This is a genomic window from Aliivibrio friggae, from assembly GCF_057368515.1.
Genome location: NZ_CM170648.1, coordinates 1,891,322 through 1,915,767 on the forward strand (window position 1 = coordinate 1,891,322; position 24,446 = coordinate 1,915,767).

18 protein-coding genes, 6 tRNA genes, 1 pseudogene and 1 riboswitch are annotated in these 24,446 nt (G+C 38.1%); of the genes and pseudogenes, 5 read left to right on the forward strand and 20 right to left on the reverse strand.

Features of this window, described 5'->3' with window-relative positions; translation table 11 throughout:
• Nucleotides 1–27: 27 nt before the first annotated feature.
• The 15 genes and pseudogenes from nspC to AC2INI_RS08835 form a co-directional block, all read right to left on the reverse strand.
• Nucleotides 28–1,161, reverse strand: coding sequence for a carboxynorspermidine decarboxylase (gene nspC, locus AC2INI_RS08765; RefSeq protein ID WP_486305715.1), 1,134 nt, complete (start codon nt 1,159–1,161; stop codon nt 28–30).
• A gap of 103 nt (nt 1,162–1,264) precedes the next feature.
• Nucleotides 1,265–2,509, reverse strand: coding sequence for a carboxynorspermidine synthase (locus AC2INI_RS08770; protein WP_486304631.1), 1,245 nt, complete (start codon nt 2,507–2,509; stop codon nt 1,265–1,267).
• Nucleotides 2,509–4,008, reverse strand: a pseudogene (locus AC2INI_RS08775) (pyridoxal phosphate-dependent decarboxylase family protein); the annotation flags it as partial. The pseudogene AC2INI_RS08775 and the gene AC2INI_RS08770, both read right to left, overlap by 1 nt.
• A gap of 761 nt (nt 4,009–4,769) precedes the next feature.
• A tRNA-Gly gene (locus tag AC2INI_RS08780) sits at nt 4,770–4,845 on the reverse strand.
• Between the two features lie 32 nt (nt 4,846–4,877).
• Nucleotides 4,878–4,964: transfer RNA gene (locus tag AC2INI_RS08785), tRNA-Leu, on the reverse strand.
• Nucleotides 4,965–5,071: 107 nt separating this feature from the next.
• Nucleotides 5,072–5,147: transfer RNA gene (locus AC2INI_RS08790), tRNA-Gly, on the reverse strand.
• A 32-nt stretch (nt 5,148–5,179) separates the two neighbouring features.
• A tRNA-Leu gene (locus AC2INI_RS08795) sits at nt 5,180–5,266 on the reverse strand.
• A gap of 108 nt (nt 5,267–5,374) precedes the next feature.
• Nucleotides 5,375–5,450, reverse strand: a tRNA-Gly gene (locus AC2INI_RS08800).
• A gap of 22 nt (nt 5,451–5,472) precedes the next feature.
• Nucleotides 5,473–5,546, reverse strand: a tRNA-Cys gene (locus tag AC2INI_RS08805).
• 316 nt (nt 5,547–5,862) lie between these two features.
• On the reverse strand, nt 5,863–6,417 hold the full coding sequence (gene pgsA, locus AC2INI_RS08810; protein ID WP_486304632.1) for a CDP-diacylglycerol--glycerol-3-phosphate 3-phosphatidyltransferase: 555 nt from the start codon (nt 6,415–6,417) through the stop codon (nt 5,863–5,865).
• A 45-nt stretch (nt 6,418–6,462) separates the two neighbouring features.
• Nucleotides 6,463–8,289 carry an excinuclease ABC subunit UvrC gene (gene uvrC / locus AC2INI_RS08815; protein WP_122033121.1) on the reverse strand — a complete coding sequence of 609 codons (1,827 nt, stop codon included), beginning with the start codon at nt 8,287–8,289 and terminating at the stop codon, nt 6,463–6,465.
• Nucleotides 8,289–8,933 carry a UvrY/SirA/GacA family response regulator transcription factor gene (gene uvrY / locus AC2INI_RS08820; RefSeq protein WP_122033122.1) on the reverse strand — a complete coding sequence of 215 codons (645 nt, stop codon included), beginning with the start codon at nt 8,931–8,933 and terminating at the stop codon, nt 8,289–8,291. The genes uvrC and uvrY overlap by 1 nt, the downstream gene beginning before the upstream one ends.
• A gap of 243 nt (nt 8,934–9,176) precedes the next feature.
• A complete protein-coding gene (locus AC2INI_RS08825; protein ID WP_486304633.1) occupies nt 9,177–11,546 on the reverse strand; it encodes a DNA polymerase II in 2,370 nt (789 codons plus the stop codon).
• 2 nt (nt 11,547–11,548) lie between these two features.
• On the reverse strand, nt 11,549–12,325 hold the full coding sequence (locus AC2INI_RS08830; protein ID WP_486304634.1) for a nucleotidyltransferase domain-containing protein: 777 nt from the start codon (nt 12,323–12,325) through the stop codon (nt 11,549–11,551).
• Between the two features lie 107 nt (nt 12,326–12,432).
• The gene (locus tag AC2INI_RS08835; RefSeq protein ID WP_122033125.1) at nt 12,433–14,019 is read right to left on the reverse strand and encodes a Na+/H+ antiporter NhaC family protein; all 1,587 of its coding nucleotides are present in this window, start codon (nt 14,017–14,019) and stop codon (nt 12,433–12,435) included.
• Between the two features lie 79 nt (nt 14,020–14,098).
• Nucleotides 14,099–14,283, reverse strand: a riboswitch (Lysine riboswitch).
• A gap of 242 nt (nt 14,284–14,525) precedes the next feature.
• Here AC2INI_RS08835 and AC2INI_RS08840 point away from each other — a divergent pair.
• On the forward strand, nt 14,526–14,930 hold the full coding sequence (locus AC2INI_RS08840) for an H-NS family histone-like protein (protein ID WP_162922474.1): 405 nt from the start codon (nt 14,526–14,528) through the stop codon (nt 14,928–14,930).
• A gap of 212 nt (nt 14,931–15,142) precedes the next feature.
• Here the strand turns inward: AC2INI_RS08840 and AC2INI_RS08845 are convergent, their stop codons facing one another.
• Both AC2INI_RS08845 and fadR read right to left on the reverse strand, forming a co-directional pair.
• Nucleotides 15,143–15,901 carry a MipA/OmpV family protein gene (locus AC2INI_RS08845; protein ID WP_122033127.1) on the reverse strand — a complete coding sequence of 253 codons (759 nt, stop codon included), beginning with the start codon at nt 15,899–15,901 and terminating at the stop codon, nt 15,143–15,145.
• Nucleotides 15,902–16,163: 262 nt separating this feature from the next.
• Nucleotides 16,164–17,006: a fatty acid metabolism transcriptional regulator FadR gene (gene fadR / locus AC2INI_RS08850; RefSeq protein ID WP_122033128.1), complete on the reverse strand. Its 843-nt coding sequence runs from the start codon at nt 17,004–17,006 to the stop codon at nt 16,164–16,166.
• Between the two features lie 446 nt (nt 17,007–17,452).
• On the opposite strand from fadR, the gene nhaB reads away from it, so the two are divergent.
• On the forward strand, nt 17,453–19,048 hold the full coding sequence (gene nhaB / locus AC2INI_RS08855) for a Na(+)/H(+) antiporter NhaB (RefSeq protein ID WP_486304635.1): 1,596 nt from the start codon (nt 17,453–17,455) through the stop codon (nt 19,046–19,048).
• Nucleotides 19,049–19,123: 75 nt separating this feature from the next.
• Nucleotides 19,124–19,639 carry a disulfide bond formation protein DsbB gene (gene dsbB, locus AC2INI_RS08860; protein ID WP_122033130.1) on the forward strand — a complete coding sequence of 172 codons (516 nt, stop codon included), beginning with the start codon at nt 19,124–19,126 and terminating at the stop codon, nt 19,637–19,639.
• Nucleotides 19,640–19,721: 82 nt separating this feature from the next.
• Here dsbB and AC2INI_RS08865 read toward each other — a convergent pair whose 3' ends face one another.
• The gene (locus AC2INI_RS08865) at nt 19,722–20,336 is read right to left on the reverse strand and encodes an SEC-C metal-binding domain-containing protein (protein ID WP_486304636.1); all 615 of its coding nucleotides are present in this window, start codon (nt 20,334–20,336) and stop codon (nt 19,722–19,724) included.
• A 101-nt stretch (nt 20,337–20,437) separates the two neighbouring features.
• Between AC2INI_RS08865 and AC2INI_RS08870 the strand changes: the two genes are divergently transcribed.
• Together AC2INI_RS08870 and dusC are read left to right on the forward strand one after the other, a co-directional pair.
• Nucleotides 20,438–20,992: a type II secretion system protein gene (locus tag AC2INI_RS08870; RefSeq protein WP_486304637.1), complete on the forward strand. Its 555-nt coding sequence runs from the start codon at nt 20,438–20,440 to the stop codon at nt 20,990–20,992.
• A gap of 51 nt (nt 20,993–21,043) precedes the next feature.
• Nucleotides 21,044–21,991: a tRNA dihydrouridine(16) synthase DusC gene (dusC, locus tag AC2INI_RS08875; RefSeq protein WP_486304638.1), complete on the forward strand. Its 948-nt coding sequence runs from the start codon at nt 21,044–21,046 to the stop codon at nt 21,989–21,991.
• Nucleotides 21,992–22,020: 29 nt separating this feature from the next.
• On the opposite strand, the gene AC2INI_RS08880 is transcribed toward dusC, so the two are convergent.
• Nucleotides 22,021–23,493 carry a sensor domain-containing diguanylate cyclase gene (locus tag AC2INI_RS08880; RefSeq protein ID WP_486304639.1) on the reverse strand — a complete coding sequence of 491 codons (1,473 nt, stop codon included), beginning with the start codon at nt 23,491–23,493 and terminating at the stop codon, nt 22,021–22,023.
• 123 nt (nt 23,494–23,616) lie between these two features.
• Nucleotides 23,617–24,441, reverse strand: a complete 825-nt coding sequence (locus AC2INI_RS08885) for a DUF5718 family protein (protein ID WP_486304640.1) — start codon at nt 24,439–24,441, stop codon at nt 23,617–23,619.
• Nucleotides 24,442–24,446 lie beyond the last annotated feature (5 nt).

A 24,446-nucleotide genomic window follows, 5' to 3' on the forward strand; every position in this document is an offset into this window, starting at 1 on the left:
TTTAATATTAATGGCTATAAGTTAGGATTAACTCACCGTCCACTGTGATAATGAACGCTTAAAATCATCATAGCCAAATTGATTTAAAATCTCGATCTCTCCGGTAGTTCTCTCGCAATATACCGAAGGCATTTTTAAGCCATTAAACCAATTCAATTTCACCATCGTATAACCGGCACTGTCCAACAGATGCAGTTTTTGACCAATCACTAATGGCTTTTCAAATTGGGCTTCACAGAACTGATCACCAGCTAGGCATGAACATGAGCCAATAACGTAGTGGTGTTCACCATTTTCTGACGCTTCTAATATTGAGGCCGGCTCATTATAGATTAACGTATCAAGGCGATGCGCTTCAGTTGCAGAGTCAACAATGGCCGTTTTTTTACCATTTTCAACTATATCAACCACGCTTACTACGAGATCCGCGGTTTTAGTGATGATCGCTTCACCCGGCTCAAGATATAACTGAACTTGGTGTTTATCAGCAAAGGCTTTTAGTACTGATGCCAGTTTTTCAACATCATAATCAGGCCAAGTAAAGAAAACACCACCACCTAAACTCACCCACTCTAATTTATCTAGATGTGAACCAAATTTAGTTGAAATAGCATCTAATAGCGATGAAAAGGCATCAACGTCTTTATTCTCACAATTCATGTGAAACATAACGCCATTCAAGCTTTCAAACACAAGAGGATCGAGTTGATCGGCTTGTACACCTAAACGTGAAAACTCACGCGCAGGGTTCGCAAGATCTTGTCCTGCATAGCTTACGCCAGGGTTTAAGCGTAGACCGATCGACGCTTTACCTTCAACAAGATGACGATAAGCAGCTAATTGCGATTGTGAGTTAAAGATCATCTTATCGCAAATATCGACCACTTCTTTTACGTCATCCTCACTGTAACCCACACTGTAAGCGTGCGTTTCACCACCAAAGGTTTCATGGCCTAATTTTACTTCGTATGGACCACTGCTGGTTGAGCCATCAAGATAAGGCTTGATGATGTCAAAAACGCCCCATGTTGAAAAGCATTTCAATGCCAGTACCAATTTAACACCAGAAAGATCTTTCAAGCGCTTTGCTACTTCAAGGTTAACTATCAGCTTGGCTTCATCAATCATGAAATATGGGGTTTTTAACTCATTTTTTTTCAATTGAGTTGTCATGATTCTCTTCTCTATAAATCGAACAAAGCCGATGAATTCATCGGCTTAAAATTAATTCACCATCATTGATAATGACGATAGATATACTCTATTATTTTAGAGTTTTAATGTCTGGTTGTCCTGGTGTTAGCTCTTGAACATGCCAATCTAGGCCAATTTCAGGCATTATTTCTAGGAACGGATCTGGGTCTAACTGCTCCATATTAAATACCCCCGCTTCAGCCCACTTACCATGGAAATATTGCAGAGCGGCAGTAATTGCAGGTACACCTGTAGTATAAGAAATAGCTTGGTGCTCTACATCTTTATAAGCAACTTCGTGATCAGCATTATTGTAGATGAATACGCTGCGATCTTTTCCGTCTTTTTTACCTTGAACCCAAGTACCGATGCACGTTAGTCCAGTATAACCTGGAGCCAGTGAGGTTGGATCAGGTAATAATGCTTTTAATACGTGTAGTGGCTGAACAACAGTACCATCGTGCAAAGTCAATGGTTCTGGGCTTAACAGACCAATATCGCGCATACAATTAAAGTAATTTAAGTATTTGTCACCAAAGCCCATCCAGAACTCAATGCGTTTTGCTGGAATAAATTCTTTCATTGAACGAACTTCATCATGCGCCATTGAATATACTTTATGGCTACCACAATGTGGGAAATCAAATTCTAACATACGAGTATGACATGGTACTTGTTTCCACTCTTCATTTTCCCAGTAGAAAGAATCACCTTGGATCTCTAGCATGTTCGTTTCTGGATCAAAGTTTGTCGCAAACTTTTTACCATGATCACCGTTATTGATGTCCATTACATCAATCGTTTCAATCTCATCAAACAAATGCTTAACCGCATATGCTGCAAAAACACTAACCACACCTGGATCAAAACCCGCACCAAGAATACCGGTAATACCCGCTTCTTTAAACTTCTCACGATAGCCCCACTGCCAATCATAAGCTTCAGGCACTTGTTGGCCTTCTGAACATAAATCAACAGCAACAGACGTATCTAAGTAAGAAACTTGTGCTTGATAACACGCTTCCATGATTGAAATGTTAACCCAAGGAGGGCCAGCATTAATAACAAGATCAGGCTGAACTTCTTTGATAAGAGCAACAAGTGCATCAACATCATCAGCATTAACTGCTTTTGCTTCCAATTTCTTAGTCGTATCTTTCAGGTTATTTTTACCCTTAATCGATTCGATAATTTTTTCACACTTTCCAATAGTGCGAGAAGCAATCGTAATATCACCCAGTGTGTCATTATTTTGTGCTGCTTTATGTGCAACAACCCATCCAACGCCACCAGCGCCAATTTGTAGAATAGACATTATTGTTTTACCCTTATTTGTTCTTGTTCAATTACTAAGTTATCAATTTGTTCCAATAAAGATTCAAAATCTAAAACCTTCAAGCATGGATTTAAGATGGTTAGTTTCAACGCGACATTATGACTAACGACCGTTTCACCTAACACGGCTATACCACGCGTTAACGCTTCTAGCCTGACTGTTTTATTTAGCTTATCTAGATCCTTGATAATTTTACTGTTAGAGCGAAACAATACGGTTGAAAGTGACGGTTCTGCCAGTAATTCAAAACGATCATTGTTTTGAATTAAATCTGCTACTTGCTTAGTTTGTATTAATAAATGGTCGTACATTTTTCCTAATTGCTCTGCCCCTACATTTTGCATTGTCATAAAGACTTTTAAGGCATCAAAACGTTTCGTTGTCGCGCTGGATTTATCGACTAAGTTAGGCAGTTCATCATCTTCACGATTTAAGTAATCGGCATGATGTCTCAAGTAACCAAAATTAGATTTATCTTTAATTAAGATCGCGCCACAACTAACCGTTTGGTAAAACAATTTATGAAAATCAACACTAAGAGAATCAGCATGTTCAATACCAGCTAATCGTTGCTTACTCTCACTTAATATTAATGCGCCACCATAAGCGGCATCAACGTGAAACCACATACCTTCTGCTTGTGCTATAGAGGACAACGCAAATAAATCATCAATGGCTCCGTGATCTGTCGTACCAGCGGTTCCCACTAAAACAAACGGAATTAACCCTTCTGCTTTCAATTCACCAAGTGCTTCCTCTAATGAATTGATATGAATAGTGCCATTTGAGTTTGTCTCAACACAACATACAGAACGCTCGCCTAATCCTAACAAAGATGCTGATTTTTGCACGGTGAAATGTGATTTTTTAGAGCATATTATACGCAATCTACTCGAATACACTGGTAAGCCTAATTTTTGAATCGAATGTTGGCTTACTTTGTCTGCTATCCAATCACGGGCAAGCAATAATCCTATGAGGTTGCTTTGTGTCCCACCGCTGGTAAATACACCATCAGATTTTGCACCTAGTTGGTATTTTTCACATACCCAATCTATTACTTTTTGCTCTACGTAGGTTGCTGATGAGGCTTGATCCCACGAATCCATCGATTGATTAAGCGCAGCAATTATCGCTTCTGCAGCAATAGAGGAAAGTAATGGCGGAGTATGAAGATGGGCAATACAGTTTGGATGCTGAACAAATATTGAGTTTTTAACCACTAGGTCTGTGGTTCTATCAATAACATTGCGCAGATCTGATGGTTCATTATCTAGGTTTACGTTTTGAATGGCTTTTTCAAGTAAGGCTGGTGTAACCCCTGAATACGGAGATCTCACTTGTTCAAATACCGAAGCTAATGCTTGATTGGTATGATTCAACATAGAAAGGAATTGATCACTTCCTCCAGCGCCTGTTTGAATAAAGTGTTGTTTCCATTGTTCTTGTTGGTTGAATTCTTCCTGACTATTTGATTCTACCAATTGAACTGATAACTGAGACATAACAGCATCAGCTCTCTCATCAAAGAGTGCGCTCATTTTTATAACCTTGAAAATTAAGATGTGAAAAATCTATCCATAGCAAAATGCATATAGAAATTAAGCCACGTAATGGCAATTGTTTTTCAAAGATTCAAGGTTCGGTGATGCTGCCTGTTTCTAATACAGGGCACAGTGGAAGTATTAAGCAGATTTGAGTGTGTAATTTAAATGTGTTCAATGTTGGGTTTCCCATAAGCATGACGTTACCGTCACTAGTATCCCTTCTATCAACAAATTGTTGTTGATACCTACCCTACGTATTTATCTTTAAATTTTAGTAAAAATATAAAGTTAAAACGCGTCTCCCCCAGAACTATTCCGAGATTGTGAAGGAAAATAGCACATCTATTAATAATATAACAATAATTTTTCATAATAGAATTATCATTTAAGCTTTCCTATTAATAAGAGCTACTTAAACTAATGATAATTGAGATAACGTACTAAACCCATTTCGCCATTGTATAGACGTCAAAAAGCCCAACCATTTCTGATTGGGCTTCTCGCTTTCTATTTAAAGAAACTGGAGCGACACACGAGGCTCCCGATCTTCGAGGTGCTAGGCGTGACCTCAACCTTGGCAAGGTTACGCTCTACCAGTTGAGTTGATAGTTATTGAGGTCATGAGTCGAGCCTCTTTTTACTCTGCTATAAACGTCAAAAAGCCCAATCATTTCTGATTGGGCTTTTCAATTTGGAGCGACACACGAGGCTCGAACTCGTGACCTCAACCTTGGCAAGGTTGCGCTCTACCAGCTGAGCTAGTGTCGCATGCTATATTTTTCAATATAGACTTTAATAGATGGTGCCCCGGGCCGGACTTGAACCGGCACAGCGCGAACGCCGAGGGATTTTAAATCCCTTGTGTCTACCAATTCCACCACCAGGGCACGCAATTCTTTATTGCGATGCTCCTAACCAATGTGTTCTAAAAAGAACGGTTAGACACCATCTTTAAAACAGTCTGCCAATGTTACGTGACTGCCTTTTACAAATTTGGAGCGACACACGAGGCTCGAACTCGTGACCTCAACCTTGGCAAGGTTGCGCTCTACCAGCTGAGCTAGTGTCGCATGCTACATTTTTCAATGTAGACTTTAATAGATGGTGCCCCGGGCCGGACTTGAACCGGCACAGCGCGAACGCCGAGGGATTTTAAATCCCTTGTGTCTACCAATTCCACCACCAGGGCACGCAATTCTTTATTGCGATGCTCCTAACCAATGTGTTCTAAAAAGAACGGTTAGACACCATCTTTAAAACAGTCTGCCAATGTTACGTGACTGCCTTTTACAAAATCTGGAGCGACACACGAGGCTCGAACTCGTGACCTCAACCTTGGCAAGGTTGCGCTCTACCAGCTGAGCTAGTGTCGCAAAGTCATCTCTAAAAAGAGATTGGAGGCGCCTCCCGGAGTCGAACCGAGGTCCACGGATTTGCAATCCGCTGCATAGCCACTCTGCCAAGGCGCCAACGTATCCTCAATTGGCTAGCTGCTTATTTGCTGCCTTCCTCTTGGGTACGGGATGCATTCTACTGATTCAGCCATTAGAGTCAACACTATTTTTTGGTTTTTGTTTCGTTTGAATAAAATCCAGCCGAAATGAGCATAAAACGAACGAAAACAACCTCTTCACATCAGATTATTGAACACGATAGCTTAAAAACCACCAACAAATAGCAAGAAATAACCAAGGCAAAAGCCTGTAATATCAGTTATCTAAAAATCAGCGGTTTTCAAATATAAAAAAAGCGAACCTAAGTTCGCTTTTCATATAATTAATTCAATCAATCGTCTGCATTAAGCAAGTCATCTTTCGCAGCCGCTAAGTATTGGACCATAGACCAGTAAGTTAGAATTGTCGCAACATAAAGTGCAGTATAACCTACCCAAATCATCCAATCATCATAACGCCAAATCAAAAGCCACAGCGCAAACATTTGTGAAACGGTTTTTACTTTACCAACCCACGATACGGCAACACTTGCACGCTTACCAATCTCGGCCATCCATTCTCTTAATGCAGAGATAATAAGTTCACGACCAATCATGGTGATAGCAGGGATCGTTACCCAAATAGAATGGTAGTGCTCAGTAATTAAAATTAAAGCAGCTGCTACCATCACTTTATCAGCTACGGGATCTAAAAAGGCACCAAAACGAGAAGTTTGACCTAATTTTCTTGCTAATAATCCATCTAACCAATCAGTAAAGCCTGCCACCCAGAAAACCATTGCTGCAGCAACCGCTGACCATTCATAAGGCAAGTAAAAAACAACAACAAACACTGGAATAAGTGCAAGTCGGATAAACGTGAGTATATTTGGTATCGTTAATCGCATAATAATTCTTTAGTTTTGGTCCGCTAGGTCTATGGTGCGCTTTTTTTATCCGTGTTTCAACGCATCCTGTATTTTTTCTGCCAAAGAGAGGCTAATTCCTGGCACTTTGGCTATTTCTTCAACACTTGCACTTTTTAATTCTTGGAGACCACCTAAATACTGTAATAATGCCTGTCTTCTTTTTGGACCAACGCCTTCAATATTTTGCAACGTACTGGTTTTTCTAACTTTAGCACGTTGAGCTCTATGTCCACTGATCGCATGATTATGACTTTCATCTCTAATATGCTGTATTAAATGCAAAGCAGGCGAATCACTTGGCATCGAAAACTCCTCACCAGACACTTTAACTAGGGTTTCTAATCCATGTTTTCGTGTAATCCCTTTCGCTATACCTAACAATAGTGGTTGCTTTGGCCAATCATCCCAGTGCTTAGAGATAACCTCATAAGCGCGGTTTAACTGCCCTTTCCCCCCATCGATAAATACAATATCAGGAATTTTATCTACATCAAGATGCTTACTGTAACGGCGTTCTAAAACTTGAGCCATCGCAGCGTAATCATCGCCGCCCGTAATCCCAGTGATATTATAACGTCTATACTCCGCTTTTACTGGTCCTTCCTGATTGAATACGACACAAGAAGCCACGGTTTTTTCTCCCATGGTATGACTAATATCAAAACATTCCATTCGCTGAATTGAGGCTAAAGACAAGGCTTCTTCTAATTGTTTAAATCGCTGATACATCGTCAGCTTATGATTCGATTTACTTGTAAGCGCAGTCAATGCATTGGTATCGGCTAATTTTAAATAACGCCCTTTTATTCCTTTAGGATTTAATTGAAATTGGACTTTACGCCCAGATAACTCTGTTAATGCATGCTCTAGCCCTTCGCCATCAAACTCAAAACTTGTCACTACACGATTAGGAATAGTACGGCCTTGAGAGTGGTTTAAGTAATACTGAGTTAAAAAGCTTGAGAATACTTCTTCTTTATCCGTCTTCACAGGGATCTTAGGAAAGAAGCTTCGACTACCAAGTATCTTTCCTTGGCGGATCATTAATAAATGTACGCAAGCTAATCCATTTTCGATAGCAAAACCTAATACATCTAAGTCATCACCGCTGTCATCTGAAACGTATTGCTGCTCTTGCATTCGTCTCATTGCTTGAATTTGATCTCGAATAACCGCTGCTTTTTCAAATTTCAGGGAATGGCTTGCCGCTTCCATTTGCTCAACTAACGTCTGAATAACTTGTCTATCTTTACCCTGTAAAAATAAGCGAATAAATTCCGTTTGCTCTTTATATTCATCATCGCTAACAATGCCTTTTACACACGGCGCTAAACAACGACCAATTTGATGCATCAAGCAAGGACGCTGACGATTTGAATAAACCGAATCTTCACATTGACGAATTGGAAACAGTTTTTGGATCAAGTGAAGGCTTTCTCGCACTGCTCCGGAATCTGGATAAGGCCCAAAGTACTCCCCTTTTTTACGCTTCGCCCCACGATGGATAGAGATCCTTGGGTGCTTATGGTTTGAAATGAAAATATAAGGGTAAGATTTATCATCTCGAAGTAATACATTATATTTCGGCAAATATTGCTTAATATAATTATGTTCAAGAATAAGGGCTTCGGTCTCAGTATGAGTCACCGTCACATCAACATGATCAATATGACTGACTAATGCTTTGGTTTTTTCTGATGGGATATTTACACGAAAATAGCTAGATAATCGTTTTTTTAAATCTTTTGCTTTGCCTACATAAATAACCTCAGCCTCAGCGTTATACATACGATAAACGCCGGGCTGATGAGTAACAGATTTTAAGAAAGCTTTTGAATCAAAAGAAGGCACTAAAGCGTCTCAGCATCTAAAATACCATGACGAATAGCTAAGTGAGTTAATTCAACATCTCCACTGATATTCAACTTACTGAATAATCGGTAACGATAGCTATTTACTGTTTTAGGGCTCAAGTTAAGTTGCTCGGAAATATCCGTCACTTTTTCGCCTTTCGTTATCATAATCATGATCTGCAATTCACGCTCTGACAATTCTTTAAATGGATTCTCAGAATCTGGTGTGAACTGGCTTAATGCCATTTGTTGCGCGATCTCTGGTGATAAATAACGTTGCCCACTTTGAACCATACGAATAGCATTCACCATTTCGTCTGGGCCAGCCCCTTTTGTAAGATAGCCAGCAGCACCTGCTTGCATTACCTTTGTTGGGAATGGGTTCTCAGTATGAATCGTTAAAACAATAACTTTCATATCTGGATTAAATCGTAAAATCTTTTTAGTGGCTTCTAATCCACCGATCCCGGGCATATTCATATCCATAAGGACAATATCTGCCTGCTCTGTTCGACACCATTTTACGGCGTCTTCACCGCTGTCAGCTTCCCCTACTACTTTAATTCCACGGACGTCTTCAAGAATACGTCTAATCCCTGTGCGAACCAGCTCATGATCATCTACAAGGAATACTTTAATCACAACTGACACTCCGACTTAAATTTACTGCGCACCTCGACTGAGGCAAATTTTATGGCCTATTTTACCTTAAAAAATAAGGTTGTCGCCTATTGATTATGTGTTTGTACGCAAAGTTTTACTATTTATATAGTATTGACTTTAGTACCTATTTACCTTTTCATGCTGCATCTCTAAAGAAACACCACACGCTTGAAAATAAATAAATTCAATCAACTATTTATCAATATACAATAAAAGCAATCGTTAAAATAGACCTAATTGCGATGCTGATAATTGCATGAAATCCAATCCTATAAAAGGAAGAATACCATCAGCAATCGGTTTTAATTGTTTTTCGACATAATGATCGTAATCGATTGGGCTTTTTAAATACTCTAACGGCTCAGGGCCTGAAGTAGTGATAACATACTCAATCCAGCCCCCATATTTATATTGTGCTGATTTGCCCATTTGTTGGTGATAATAGTCGGCCAATCTCGCGGCTTTCACATGCGGAGGGACATTCTTTTGATAATCATCCAACTTTCTTCTTAATCGCTTACGATAAATAAGTTGGTCATCTAATTTGCCTGAGCGTGTATCATCCACATAATTACGTACGTATTCTTTTACTTCTTGCTGATGAAACACTTTATCAAATAATACCTTTTGAAAGGTTTGAGATAACGGAGTCCAATCTGTACGAACTGTTTCTAATCCTTTAAAAATAATTTCTTCTTTGCCATTTTTTCTAATCAGGCCTGCATAACGTTTTTTAGAACCCGTTTCAGAGCCACGAATAGTCGGCATCAAAAAAGTACGATAATGAGTTTCATATTCAAGTTCTAATGCAGAATCTATGGCGTAGACATCCTGTAAATGTTGTGTCCACCATTGGTTAATATAAGTAATTAACTCTTTGCCTATCTCATCGGCCTTTTCTGAAGACATCTCCTGCCCTAGCGTCACAAAGGTAGAATCTGTATCACCGTAAATGACTTCATAGCCCTTTGATTCAATCAACTCACGGGTGGTTTTCATTATTTCATGTCCACGCATGGTTATTGACGACGCTAATCTGTGATCAAAAAAACGACAGCCAGATGAGCCTAATACGCCATAAAATGAATTCATGATGATTTTTATTGCTTGAGAAAATGCTTTTTCATTATTCTTTTTAGCGACATCTCTGGCAGACCATAAAGATTCAATCAATCCAGGAAGGAAATGATGAGTTCGATGGAACCGCCCACCTCTGAATCCATCGATAGCAAATTCTTCACCTTTTCCTACTTCTAATTTTAACCCTTCAAGCAATCCAAGGGGATCAATCCTAAAAGTTCTAATAATCGATGGATAAAGTGATTTAAAATCTAACACTAATACTGAATCATATAAGCCGGGCTTTGAGTTCATGACATAACCGCCAGGGCTTGCTATCCAATTTTCACTCTCAAGATTAGGGGCAATATAGCCAGAACGATGTAATCGAGGTAAATATAAGTTAGTGAATGCTGCAACCGAACCACCGACACGATCTAATTCAACCCCTGTGAGCTTCGTTCGTTCAATGACAAAATCGATAATGTGGGTATGTTCAAATATACGAGTAACTAATACGCAATCTTGAAGATTATATTTAGCAAGTGATTGCTTGTCCTCGCGATACATTCGGTTAATTTCACCCATACGATCGCTCGGATCATGGATTGATTTACCTTCATTAAGCAACTCTTGTGATACTGACTCTAAAGACCAACTAGAAAAATGATAAGTCGCCGTTTTAAGGGCATCAATCCCATCTAGCACGACTCTTCCAGGGAAAGAGAGAAAGCCTTGTTGACGATTTTTATCTGACTCTCGCCAATATAAAGTGCTATTTCCACGCCCAACTCGAAATGCTAAGTTATGCCATTTTGCTCGTTGAATTAATAAGCGAAAATCAAAATTAATCACGTTCCAACCAATGACAATATCAGGATCAAAGGTTTGAAACCAACGCTCCAGCGCAAGTAATAACGCCTTTTCGTTCTCTACCCACTCAATCGCTAGCTCGCTTTCTTCCGGCTTACCAATCATGATAATACGAGTGTCTAGATCACTGTGCAGGGCGACTGAATACAAAATCCCTTTTTCAGAACATTCGATATCTAAAGAGACTTTACTAAATACAGGAGTCACTGGTGTGGCTTTTATTTTTACATTTCGATATTCAACATGGTCTTTTCGCTGTATCGGCGTCCCAATAAAAGAGAGCCCACCACAAATAAATCGCTCCATTAGATAACGATCCGCCAAACGAATATCACTTTCAAAAATAGGTAACTGAGTTTGCTCAAAATATTGAGCAACCTGTCGCTTTTGTTGAGTCGACGAAAAATAAATACCAAGGACAGGTTGATGATGATAGGTCGTTAATTGTGTGGATTTAAGTGTGTATGAAATATTGAGATTCTTTAATAAACTCTCATACTCTGACAATCTTTCTTGTAAAATAAAGGCAACCGCTAGCTCATTATCAATAAGTAAATGGGCAATATGACCATCACACTTAACCCATAAATCAACTAAGGTTTGTGAATTTATTTCTTTATTTTGTCGGGTAAGTAAAAATCCAGTCTGATGTGAATTCACTCTTAACCTATTCTTCTTTCAATCTTATTAAATTCACCGACAACCCAACCACCAAATTCTAGTAATAATGCAACTGCTGAGCGCTTAGGTATTTTTCGTCCTTTTAATAACATGACAACTCTTTCGATCTCTGTTTGTTTCTCAGGGTAATACTCTAAGAATTTTCGTGCGCATAATATTGGGTGATCATACCACCCTTTATCTTTGTGCATGACTAGGGAGTAGCAGCTGCGTAGTAGCTTTTTCGCAATGGCTTTTTGGTGTTCGACTTGAGAATCGATAGTTTGACTGGCAGAGATTTTCTTTATATATGCCTCTAACCACTCTTCAATATCCATATTCATGTTTTTGGCTATTTCCCAACTTGGTTCAAAATCACCAAATCGAGTCGATAGATCATCACCAAAAATACAAACACAGCAATGACGAAGCCAAAACCCCCAGCTAAATATGGATTCTAACTGCAGTACTTCTGCGGTTTCGCCAATAGTAAAGGTAACACCAGTTATTTGAGGGTATTTGGATTGGAAGCGAACTTTAATCGTGTTTATTAACGTCTGCTCTTTATTTGTCAAAGGAGCGGTTGTTAATAAGGTGACGTCTAAATTTGAACGCCCTGCTGTCGCTTCTCGTCTTGCTACGCTGCCGTATAAATAAACACTATGAACGGATTTAGGTGCAGCAGAACGAATATGTCCTATAAGATCACGGATAACGATTTCGAATTCTTTTTGAAAGGGTGATTGTTTATCAATAATAGGTAAAGTATAGCGAGACACAAAGCACTCCAATCAAGATAGATAAGGAGTTATGATCGCGATTTCATGGTTAAAAAGCAATAAAAAAACCGACCATTGTGGTCGGTTTGTTTAAGATAGTTTATGCCTTAAGCTGTAATTGCTCTCTTTTTAGACAGAACCATTAAGCCTGCACACACTAAAATAAACGCGGCTGTTGAAGCAATGAATGCCATCAATACGGAACCAGTAAAACCAAGAGCGATATAACCAATCGCTGAAACTCCGGCAACTGATAATGCATAAGGTAGTTGTGTTGATACATGGTCAATATGACTACAGCGAGCACCCGTTGAAGACAAGATTGTCGTATCAGAGATTGGAGAACAATGGTCACCAAATACTGAACCGGCTAATACTGCGCCTAACATTGGTAAGATTAGCGCAATGTCCGTTGCTCCTGCCATGTCACCTGCAATTGGTAGCATGATGCCGAATGTACCCCATGATGTACCGGTACTAAATGCCATCAAACCAGATAGTAAGAATAAGATAACAGGGATCCAATGAATACCAATGCTACCTTGAGCTAAACTAGATAGGTAAGAACCAGTGCTCATATCACCGATAACCGAGCCAATTGTCCATGCAAAGAATAGAATTAAGATTGCACCAAACATTGATTTAGCACCAATCCACATTGTCATTCCAATATCTTTTGCTGAGATGTCTTGACGGAATACAGTAATAAGAGCAGCAGCTAGACCAATTAAACCACCGTAGCAAAGCGAAGCGCCTACATCGGTATTTTCAAACGCACCTAAAATATTAAATTCTTTACCATCACCAATTAATGCTTGAGCACCGGTGTAAATCATAAAGAAAATAGTCGCAACGATAAGTACGATAATTGGGAAGATTAAATCAGATACTTTTCCTGTTTCACTTTCTGTAATGTTTAGCTCTTCGTTTAAGTCTTTAGATTCAGCATTAACCGCTTGATCATCAAAACCATTACCACGCGCCGCTTCATTTTCATGATCGCGCATTGGGCCAACATCTAATTGGAACCAAACAACAGCAAATACCATTAATAATGCGAAGACTGCATAAAAGTTCATAGGGATTAAGCGAACGTAAGCACCTAAAGCAGAATATTCAGTCACACCATGTGAAACTAAAATGCCACCAATAATCGTAATGATGTAAGCGCCCCAGCTTGATGCTGGCATTAATACACACATTGGTGCAGCTGTTGAATCTAGAATATAAGCTAGCTTTGCTCTTGATACATAAAAACGGTCAGTTACAGGGCGGGATATTGAACCAACAGCTAAGCTATTAAAATAATCATCAACAAAAATGAAAACACCAAGGAAAGCAGCAAGAAGTTTTGCTCCACGTTTACTTTTAATTCTTGTTTGTGCCCACTCAGCAAAAGCTCGAGTACCACCAGAAAGCGTTAAAAGTGCCGTCGTCATTCCTAATAAAAGAAGAAAAGCGACAATACTCATATTCCAAGTATTAATAGAACCATCATCGATAAAAACACCTTTAACAGAGCTAAAAGTATAAGATGCAGTGCCAGAAATGGAGAAGTTAGACAGCAAAATTGCGCCTAGAACGATACCTACACCAAGAGAAAGTAGTACTCGGCGAGTAACAATTGCTAAACCCAATGCAACCAATGGGGGCAATATCGATATCGGAGAATTTGAAAAATCAGCTAAGTTCATGATCTACAACAACCAGTTTGGTTGGAGATCTACTGTTGATACGGCAATGCCGTTAAAGGAAGTGAATGTTAAAACATTTCCCCACAGTAGCGCTCCATAGTTAAAAAATAAAATTGACTATGGCAGTGTTATTCCTTTTCGAAATAACCCCAGCTAAATACATCTGATTAACGTACTTAACTTCGGCATTGACTCCTTTCGATCGCTGTCATCAGAATCACCCTCTAACAATCTACTTTTAGGCAATGCGCCTCTACCCGTTTAGGTGCGACCATTGTACGGATCGAACACAACTTTGCAATACTATATCTGAGTATTTTAACATTAACTCATAACATCATTAGAATGAGATACTTTAAATTAATTATCCTGTTAGCGATTCAATAAACCACAGTCACTTTTAATATTATTATCATTATATCTTTTTATTTCATTATCAAAATATTTGTTATATTATTTTCTTGTTATATAATAAATGTATTATCAAAATAAATATGGAATCAATCATGTCTGATACTATTAAAACATTACTAAACCTACGTAGCCTACGCGTACTTTCTCGTGAAATGACACTTGAGCAATTAGAAGAAGCACTTGAAAAACTGCAATCAGTAGTTGCAGAACGCCAAGAATCTGAAGCTGAAGAACGTTCTCAACTTGCTGAAAAACAAGCAAAACTTGAAGAGTTCCGTCAAATGATGATCGAGAGCGGTATCGCACCAGAAGACCTATTAGATACTATGTCTTCTACTACTGTTAAGACAAAGCAAAAACGTGCTCCACGCCCTGCTAAATATAAGTTTTTAGATCATGCAGGTGCAGAAAAAACATGGACAGGCCAAGGTCGTACTCCATCAGCACTACAAACTCAACTAGATGCTGGTAAGTCTTTAGAAGAATTCCTAGTGTAAAAGTTAATACTTTTATATTCAAAAGCTGCTCTCTTGAGCAGCTTTTTTTATGTTTGAGATATAAAAAAAAAGAAATCTTCTTAACTATCACAATACTTAGTATATATTCTATTGTATCTGAATGTTTCTGAGGGAATTTTATCTTCATTCTCAAATCTTAAACAAAAAACAGTGATAAATTAATTCATCACTTTTCATTCAATTTATCTACCTTAAAACACGTATGCTATACCGACATTACCTGTTGTACTTGTCGTATGCTCTATCATTGAACTCTTTTCTAAATTACCTTCTAGATTTACATATCTAAGACCACCAGTCACACGAATATTCGGTGTTAAATGGAAGTAAGTAGATAAACCGACAAAAAATTGCCCATCCCAATCAGCATCAAACTCACTAATTACTCCCTTAGTTCTTTGTGATTCTTCAGCAGACACACCATATAAATGGTTATTTAAACGCTCACTATTATATGAGTAACCTATTGACGGAGTTATTGCCCAGCCTTTTCTGCGAATTGGTAATTTCCAAACCGCTTCAGCATATAAGCCATTATGTGTATTACCAATATCTGTACCACCGCCAATTTCAAATAAACCAATATGCGTAATGGCTTGGTAAGTCACACCACCTAAGATTGAAGCTTTACGTTCATCCAACTGTTGCATTGCTGCATTATCGGAATCTTCAGGCTTAAATGTTCGAGGATCATAAATAAAACGGAAAATGATATTCTGTGGTGTTCCTACTGGATATAAACGGTAACCACCACTAAAGCCACGTAAGAAGAGGTGCTCACCTTCGTAACCAACTACTGGTATAACTGTAGTATTTGAGGGTGTTTCTTTATAAAAAGAAGGTGAATAGGCAGCAGCAGCACCAATCGACCATTGAGAAATTTTTGCATTAGCGCTAGTAGCAACAGTTAATGCAGCCCCAACAATCAATCCACTTACTAGTTTATTCACGGTAACAACCTTTCTAATTGTTTTATGTATTTATACTTAGATTACGAACAGCATTATACAGTACTTAATACCTTTTCATAGTTTTTTAGCTTTTGATTTGAAAAATCTGTACTCATAGTAAAAACAACATAAAAAAACCACAATGACTAACGTTCCAGCAACGCGTAATAGGATTACAAACAGGTTAATCTAGATAACTATATTTTAGGTATAAAAAAAGCAGGCTCAGGGCCTGCTTTTTTATATATTTTTACAATGACACTTAACTGTCATCTTCTCTAAAATTACTTGGTAGATTCAATTTCATCTCATTCCAAATAAGATTACCTTCAATACCATATTGACGCATTCTTGGCATTACTGCATCTTTTCTTTCTTCTTCACAAATCTGCTTTAAATCTCGATAGAATTGCAATGCAAGTTCACGAGCTTCTGGATTTGAAAAATAATAACTACCAACACGAGCATATAATTTTTTCAGGCCATTAAAAATCAGTCCGTAAATTTGATTTCCTGATTTAAAAGCTACACCTTGAAATAACATATAATCGTAATAGTTAAATGTTTTAGCTATCAATATTTCTTCACGTTTTACTGGATCTTTCTCGTTATCTTCTTTTACTTCAGCTTTAATTTTAGCACCAAAAGGAGACTCTTCAATAAACGTATTCCAATTATCAGCAGCTAATAATTGCTCACAAGATTCGATTACACGATCAAGAGTACGCAAAGAGCCCTCTTTATTCGTTTTAAACGCTTGTCTCATGAAAATACAACTAATATTAGTACGTGCCGCTAATAGATCTTCAACAATTGATGTCGCGTTATTCGCATCAACTAATGTCATTAACGTATCTAAAATATGCAGACCCGATGTCTCCATATAATCATTAACCTTCGTTGGCTTACCATGTTGGATAGTTAGCCAACCGTCACGGGAAAGACGCTGCAATACTTCGCGAAGCGTTGTTCTTGTAACCCCGATTAGTTCGGATAATTCACGCTCTGCTGGTAAAATTGAACCAGGAGGGAATCTACCATTCCAAATACTTTCAATAATGTATTTTTCAGCAAATCCAGCAGGACTTTTAGCCTTAATAACCATACAAGTTTACAATCCGTTCTTTATATAAATTAACTGCACTCATCATACCACCAGTTCAATAATTTCTTAACCACTTATTAAATTAAGCGACTAATTAGACACATAACTCTCACTTTTAAGCTTGCTTAAACTTGAATATTCAAGCCTAACAATGCTTTTTTTATATACATTTCTTTAGTTTTAATCATAAAATCGACCAAAGGCACATTTTGATCAATTTACCTCTTTTCGAATATTGACTATTCACTAATAAAGAGTAAAGTTCCCCCGTTTGGTATAAGGTTAGGTACACATAGGTAGTTATTTGGCAAAGCAGTAACATGATTTTGTTGTTTTTCTAAATAGTTGTTTATCCTTACTAATAACAATATGTTAGGCGATTATTATCAACTCCCTACTTAACCTTATTTTTATAGTATTTAATGTAACAATGTAGAGAAAATCACATGTCTATTTCGCTAGGGAATGCATTTATCAAAAACTTTCTTGGTAAAGCCCCCGACTGGTACAAACTTGCAATACTATCCTTTTTAGTTATTAACCCTTTTGTTTTCTTTTTAGTCGATCCGTTTACCGCTGGTTGGTTATTAGTAATAGAGTTTATTTTTACTCTTGCTATGGCATTAAAATGCTATCCTTTGCAACCCGGTGGTTTACTTGCCATTGAAGCAATTGCGATAGGCATGACAAGTGCAGAGCAAGTGAAGCATGAACTGGTTGCTAACATCGAAGTATTACTATTATTAGTATTTATGGTTGCCGGTATTTATTTCATGAAGCAACTGCTTCTATTTATCTTTACCAAAATATTAATTGGCATTAAATCAAAACCAGCACTTTCTGCTGCTTTCTGTTTTACTGCGGCTTTCCTATCTGCTTTCCTTGATGCATTAACCGTTATTGCGGTTGTTATTAGCGTTGCTGTTGGCTTCTATGCGATTTATCACCGCGTTGCTTCAGGACAAGGTAGCACCCCAAGTCATGATCACACCTGCGATTCAAACGTAACAGATGAACTGACTCGTGATGATCTTGAAAACTACCGTGCTTTCTTACGTAGCCTTCTTATGCATGCTGGTGTAGGTACAGCCCTTGGTGGTGTAATGACCATGGTAGGCGAACCTCAAAATCTAATCATAGCTGATCAAGCTGGTTGGATGTTTGGTGAGTTTATTATTCGAATGTTACCAATCACTGCTCCTGTATTTGTCTGCGGCATGCTAACTTGTGTTGTTGTAGAGAAATTAGGCATCTGTGGTTACGGTGCAAAACTGCCTGCTAATGTTCGTAATATTCTTGAAGAGTATGAATCAGAAGAACGTAAAAACCGTACTAATATTGATAATGCTAAGTTAATTATTCAAGCGGTTATCGCTGTTTGGTTAATTGTCGCTCTTGCACTTCATTTAGCTGCTGTGGGACTTATCGGTCTATCGGTTATTATCTTAGCCACTGCGTTTACTGGTGTTATCGAAGAACACTCAATGGGTAAAGCGTTTGAAGAAGCTCTACCGTTTACCGCCTTATTAGCCGTCTTCTTTGCCGTTGTTGCTGTAATTATCGATCAACAATTATTTAAACCTATTATTGATGCCGTATTAGCTGTCGAAGATAAAGGCTCACAGTTAGCTCTATTCTATGTCGCAAATGGTTTGCTATCTATGGTGTCTGATAATGTATTTGTTGGTACGGTTTATATTAATGAAGTGAAAACAGCATTATTAAATGGTCAGATAACTCGTGACCAGTTTGACTTATTAGCAGTAGCCATCAATACCGGTACAAACTTACCATCAGTTGCAACACCAAATGGTCAAGCTGCTTTCTTATTCTTACTGACTTCAGCACTTGCTCCATTAATTCAATTATCATACGGACGTATGGTTTGGATGGCATTACCATATACGATTGTTTTAGCTCTTGTTGGTATGTTTGGTATTGTGTTCTTCCTTGAACCGATGACAGCAATGTTCTACGATTTAGGTTGGTTAACTCATAGTACAATAGAAAGTGCAACTTCTGCGGTTTCTAGTGGTCATTAATAAGGTATAACCTATTTTTGATATATAAAGGCTCTGTATATACGGAGCCTTTCTTTTTTTATTAAGGAATAATTAATGCAAGCCCTTAACCACTTCTCCCGCATTCGCTTATCTTGGCTATTATTGCTTCTCTGTATTGCTGCATTTGAAGCCGCAGCACTTACCTTTCAGCATGTAATGAAACTACCTCCTTGTGTAATGTGTATTTATGAACGCGTAGCTATGATGGGAATTGGTGGTGCCGCTATCATTGGTTTACTTAACCCTAATAACCTATTCATTCGTTGGTGCGGATTTATTGCTTGGGGTATCAGTGCCGCTTGGGGTTTAAAACTTGCTATGCAGCACGTTGATTTTCAATTAAATCCATCGCCTTTCGCGACCTGCGACTTATTTGTTACCTTCCCTTCTTGGGCACCACTGAACAAATGGGCGCCGTGGATGTTTGAAGCGTATGGAGATTGCAGCAAAATTGTATGGCAATTCTTAACACTAACTATGCCTCAATGGTTGGTTATTATCTTTGCCGGTAATTTAGTGGCTTTGGCTATTTTCGTTATTGCTCAATTTTTTAATAAGAAATCAGCCTAAAAATCTTTCGATTTGACACAAAAAAGCCATCAATCATTTGATGGCTTTTTATTCTATTTTTCACTAAAAGATAGCTTAGTATTTATTTCCCACAACACTTCTTAAATTTCTTACCGCTTTCACACGGACAAGCATCATTACGGCCCACATCTTTATATGGGTTTACCTTTTGTCCTTTATAACCAATTTGATATTCATCCGCAGCCATTGCTACTTCTTGTATCATGAAATCAATTTTAGGTAACATCTGCTCTAGCGTTGGTGGCGTATCAATTCCTGTTTCTGCCATTTGACGATGAGTTTCTTTTTCATCAACGGCAAGCATCATAGTCGTCAGTAATGCAGACAGCATTCGCATCGTACCATCAGCTACGTTAAGATCAGCCCATAACTCTTCAACTGTTGGCCATAGCGTCATAAAGCCTTCAGCAAATTCTGCTACATCATCAAGATTATCAAAATTTACAACCTCAGTGACTTCATATTCATGACGCTTTAGTAAAGTGTATTGATGCTCTATTTGCTGAGATACTGGTTTTAGTATTGCTTGTACATTATCAGCACCAACCAAGTCGCTTAACCACACTTCAGGGCCTAATGGCTTGGTTGCCATATTTGCAGCAAGTACTGCCCCTTCAAGAAAAAGGCCAGAGCAGTTCAAATCAACACCATCTAGTGCAATTAATTGATACTTCATTATTTATTCACTTCCGAAATTAAGTTTTCGGCGTAGTATAGCGCAAATAATTATTAGAGCCTAAGTGCCATTATTATTAATTTTTTGCTGTCGAGTACGTTATGAAAAAAAATCGAGGATTTACCTTAATTGAGTTAGTTGTTGTTATTGTAATTTTGGGGATTTTAGCGGTTACCGCTGCTCCCAAGTTTTTAAATCTACAAGATGATGCTCATAAGTCTAGAGCTGATGGTGTATTTTCTGCCTTTACTGCCGCTGTCAATATGTATCACGGCGCATGGATTCTGCAAGGTGAACCATCAGCAAGTTCTGCTGTTGGTGTTACTTTCGCTGATGAAACTATTTACCCATCAAATGAAGGTTTTCCATTAGGTACAACTTATCATGGTAAAATTACAGGTGAAGGTTGTGGTGAACTTTGGAATGCATTATTAAATCAAGAATTAACTATTGAAGAATATAAAGGCGACGGATTTGTGACTACTAGCGCTGATATAGAATATTGGTATGGTTCTCCGATTTCAGGTAAACCACAAGCATGCATGTATTACTATACATCAGACATAGCAAACAAAACTCAACAAGGTTACCAACTGAATTATTTCCCATCAACGGGAGAGACTATTACTAAAAGTTATACTAAAGGAAGTAAGTGACATAGTTCCCCTTTCCCCCTACAATCCCACCTCCAATAAAAGAGGTGGGATATGCAAGTAATACTAGGCCCGATGGAGGGCGTACTCGATCACTTAATGCGTGAACTATTAACCGAGATTAATGACTATGATTTCTGCGTTACTGAGTTTGTTCGCATCGTAGACCAGTTGTTACCTCCACACGTGTTCCACCGTATCAGTCCAGAACTACTCAATGGCAGTAAAACACAATCTGGTACTCCTATCCGTGTACAACTATTAGGACAAGAGCCTAATTGGATGGCAGAAAATGCCGTACGTGCTATTGAACTCGGCTCTGATGGTGTCGATCTTAACTTTGGTTGCCCTGCAAAAGCGGTAAACAAAAGTCGAGGTGGTGCTGCACTATTAAAAGATCCTGAGTTAATTTATCAGATCGTCAAATCGTGTCGTGATGCCGTTTCAAGTGATAAAAAAGTCACAGCCAAGATCCGTTTAGGTTGGGAAAATCCAGAAGAGTGCTTTGCTATTGCAGATGCGATAAAACAAGCAGGTGCAAGCGAGCTAACCATTCACGCAAGAACTAAAGTCGATGGTTACCGCGCAGAAGAAATAAAGTGGGATTACATTAACCAAGTTCGTCAAAAAGTCGATATTCCAATCATTGCCAATGGTGAAATTTGGAACTATGAAGATGGGCAACGTTGTATTGCTGCAACAGGCATTGATTCATTAATGGTCTGCCGTGGCGCATTCAACATCCCTAACTTAGGTAATGTTGTAAAGCACAATCACACCAAGATGCCATGGCCTGAAGTAATAGCCCTACTTATTCATTATTCAAAGTTACAAATGGCGGGTGACAAAGGTCAGTATTATTCAAACCGAGTAAAACAATGGCTCGTTTATCTTCGTCAAGAGTACACTGAAGCAAAAGATATTTTTATGGATATTCGCAGCCATAAAAAATCAGACCCAATCGTTGCAAGACTCCATCAAGAGCTAGAAAAAGTAAGCTAACTCTTATAAAAGCAGATTAATCTCCGGGTTTATGAAAAATAAACTCGGTTTTTACCTTCTTGCTTTGCTTTATAAAGAAGATCATCTGCTTTTTTAATTACATGCTCAAATGAGAATTCTTGTTGAGAATCAATTACGGCAACACCACCAGAGACAGTGAAGCCACCTTTCACCACTTTGCCAGATGAGTCTTGAATCGATTTTCTTACTCTTTCACACACATTTTCTAAACTAGCTCTAGATTCTGCATTAATACAAATCACAAACTCTTCGCCACCAAATCGAGATACAATATCACTATCGCGAACACTTTTATTCAATATCTTCGCGACGTATATAATCGCTTCATCGCCCACATCATGACCAAATACATCATTAATTTGTTTAAAGTCATCAATATCATAAAGCGCAAAGCCAACAAATTTCTTAACCACACGATCTTGTAAGCTCATTTCAAAACCACGACGATTATATAAACCTGTCATTGGATCTTGTTTTGCTAAATCACGATAATAACGTTGAGATAGATGTGTTTGATAATAAAACATCGATAAAACGGCAAGAATATAGGTTACAAAAATCAAGGTTAACGATTTAATTTCATGAGTTAAAAAACTAATTAGTTCTTGTTTTATTGAGCTTTTGTAATATAGAAAGTAGGTAAAATTAGTATCCGAAAGCGTCACTGGTTGCATAAAACGATACTGTTCGAAGCGTTCATATTTATCACTGTCTAATAATTGAATATGCTTTGAAACAACACTATTTGAACGTAATAATTTTTCAACCGATAAGTCGATTACCAATACGCCCTTAAAGAGATCCTTATAATAAATAGGCGTAGAAAAAGTTAACACTTCTAAACCATCAAAAAAAGCATCAGTATACGGTGGGGTAAAGGTGACATGTTTTCGATTGGTATTCTTCATACTGTTCATCCAATATGGTCGAGAGTAGATAGTCTCCAATGTTTGCTTGGTTAAATTTTCTGCAATTTGTTTTGGCGATGAGATGATGTAATTGTATTTTGAAATAAAATAGATCCCATGTAGATAAGATTCATAATCATGAATAAATGAGATAACAGGAGCAAGCGTAACCTTCTTAGAAGCAATATCATAGAGATCTGAACTTGGATCACACAGCTCTTTTGCTCCTGCAATACTGTAATCTAAACGACTTTTAGGTACCGATACATTCTGATTATCCATTACCGCACTTTGATCATTACTCGGACGAATAACACAAAGGCCAGCCTGTTCATCTAATTTATAGTTATGATTATAAAAACCGCCTGAACTTTGTTTATAGAGCTGGGATAAATTGTAATCAAGCGAAATCATCACTTTGATAGACCGTTGTAAAGAATCCATAATACGATCATATTCACGGTTCACTTGTCGCTGAACAGAACCAATATGATTATCTAAAACAATACTAAGCAGTAACACTAAAAACAGTGTTGGAATAACAAAGATATGTTTTAAATTTGATTTTGGCATATATAAATTCTTTAACAGAAAATGAACAGACTATAATACCTATTTATTTACTGAATATCTTGCAGAAATGTTTCATTTAACATTTATCTGACAGTAAATTACCGTTAGAAACATAACTAATGATTATCTAACTACTTGAGAAAGCAAAGATACCCCACTTTTAGTCCACGTTTTGCTATTTACCATCTCTTCAATATCTTGAGTTCCATATTGCTCACCGTCATAAACCACCACGATGCTTTCATCGCCTGATTGTAAGAAGTTAGTTTCACCAAATTCAGTGTATCGCGTTGCTCCAATACTAATGATTGCTTGTTCTGGATAATTAGCCTCAGATAAATAAAGCGCGAGATCTTCAGCGGGGCCTTCATCTTTTTGATTGTTCATTCGATCAATCATCCAATCATTCAGTTGCTCATGGAAGTAGCTGTAATCAATCGCAGCGCTATCTTCACCGTATCGATTAATTTCACCATTGCGAATATGAAAACTAGCGATACGATATTTATCTAACTCACAGCCTTTAGTAAACGAGGTTAGCTCAATAAAATCTTGCGAGATCCCCTTGGTGTTTTCACCCCAGTTTTTCTTTTCACTGATCTTCTTCGCATTGGGTTTTCTAATTGAACAATCATTGTATGCCGCAAACTTCACCGGAGTTAACGCCACGACTTTGTTGTCTTGATAAGTGATATCAAACACAATCGCAACTTCTGGTTCAATTTGCAGGTTATCAGCATCATTAGGTGGGATAATTAAATCAGACGACAGTGGATATTGAGATAAAAATCCCGCTTGTTGTGATGGGATATAAAATGGAAACAGTGCTTTGGGTTGAATGGCATTTTCAACTTTTACACTTAAAAAGTCAGTCGCTTCACCTGCTTGCTCCAGATGCCCAGCAAAGTTACCTGCTACACCAAAACCCACTGCATGTTTAAATGTCATATTGC

Bases quoted from the DNA above. Each gene is read 5' to 3' on its own strand.
- AC2INI_RS08770 (WP_486304631.1), bottom strand. From the start codon at position 2,509: ATGTCTATTCTACAAATTGGCGCTGGTGGCGTTGGATGGGTTGTTGCA.
- fadR (WP_122033128.1), bottom strand. From the start codon at position 17,006: ATGGTTATTAAGGCTAAAAGTCCTGCTGGATTTGCTGAAAAATACATT.
- AC2INI_RS08870 (WP_486304637.1), top strand. From the start codon at position 20,438: ATGAAAAAAAATCGAGGATTTACCTTAATTGAGTTAGTTGTTGTTATT.
- pgsA (WP_486304632.1), bottom strand. From the start codon at position 6,417: ATGCGATTAACGATACCAAATATACTCACGTTTATCCGACTTGCACTT.
- AC2INI_RS08840 (WP_162922474.1), top strand. From the start codon at position 14,526: ATGTCTGATACTATTAAAACATTACTAAACCTACGTAGCCTACGCGTA.
- dusC (WP_486304638.1), top strand. From the start codon at position 21,044: ATGCAAGTAATACTAGGCCCGATGGAGGGCGTACTCGATCACTTAATG.
- nhaB (WP_486304635.1), top strand. From the start codon at position 17,453: ATGTCTATTTCGCTAGGGAATGCATTTATCAAAAACTTTCTTGGTAAA.
- AC2INI_RS08885 (WP_486304640.1), bottom strand. From the start codon at position 24,441: ATGACATTTAAACATGCAGTGGGTTTTGGTGTAGCAGGTAACTTTGCT.
- dsbB (WP_122033130.1), top strand. From the start codon at position 19,124: ATGCAAGCCCTTAACCACTTCTCCCGCATTCGCTTATCTTGGCTATTA.
- AC2INI_RS08880 (WP_486304639.1), bottom strand. From the start codon at position 23,493: ATGCCAAAATCAAATTTAAAACATATCTTTGTTATTCCAACACTGTTT.
- AC2INI_RS08865 (WP_486304636.1), bottom strand. From the start codon at position 20,336: ATGAAGTATCAATTAATTGCACTAGATGGTGTTGATTTGAACTGCTCT.
- AC2INI_RS08835 (WP_122033125.1), bottom strand. From the start codon at position 14,019: ATGAACTTAGCTGATTTTTCAAATTCTCCGATATCGATATTGCCCCCA.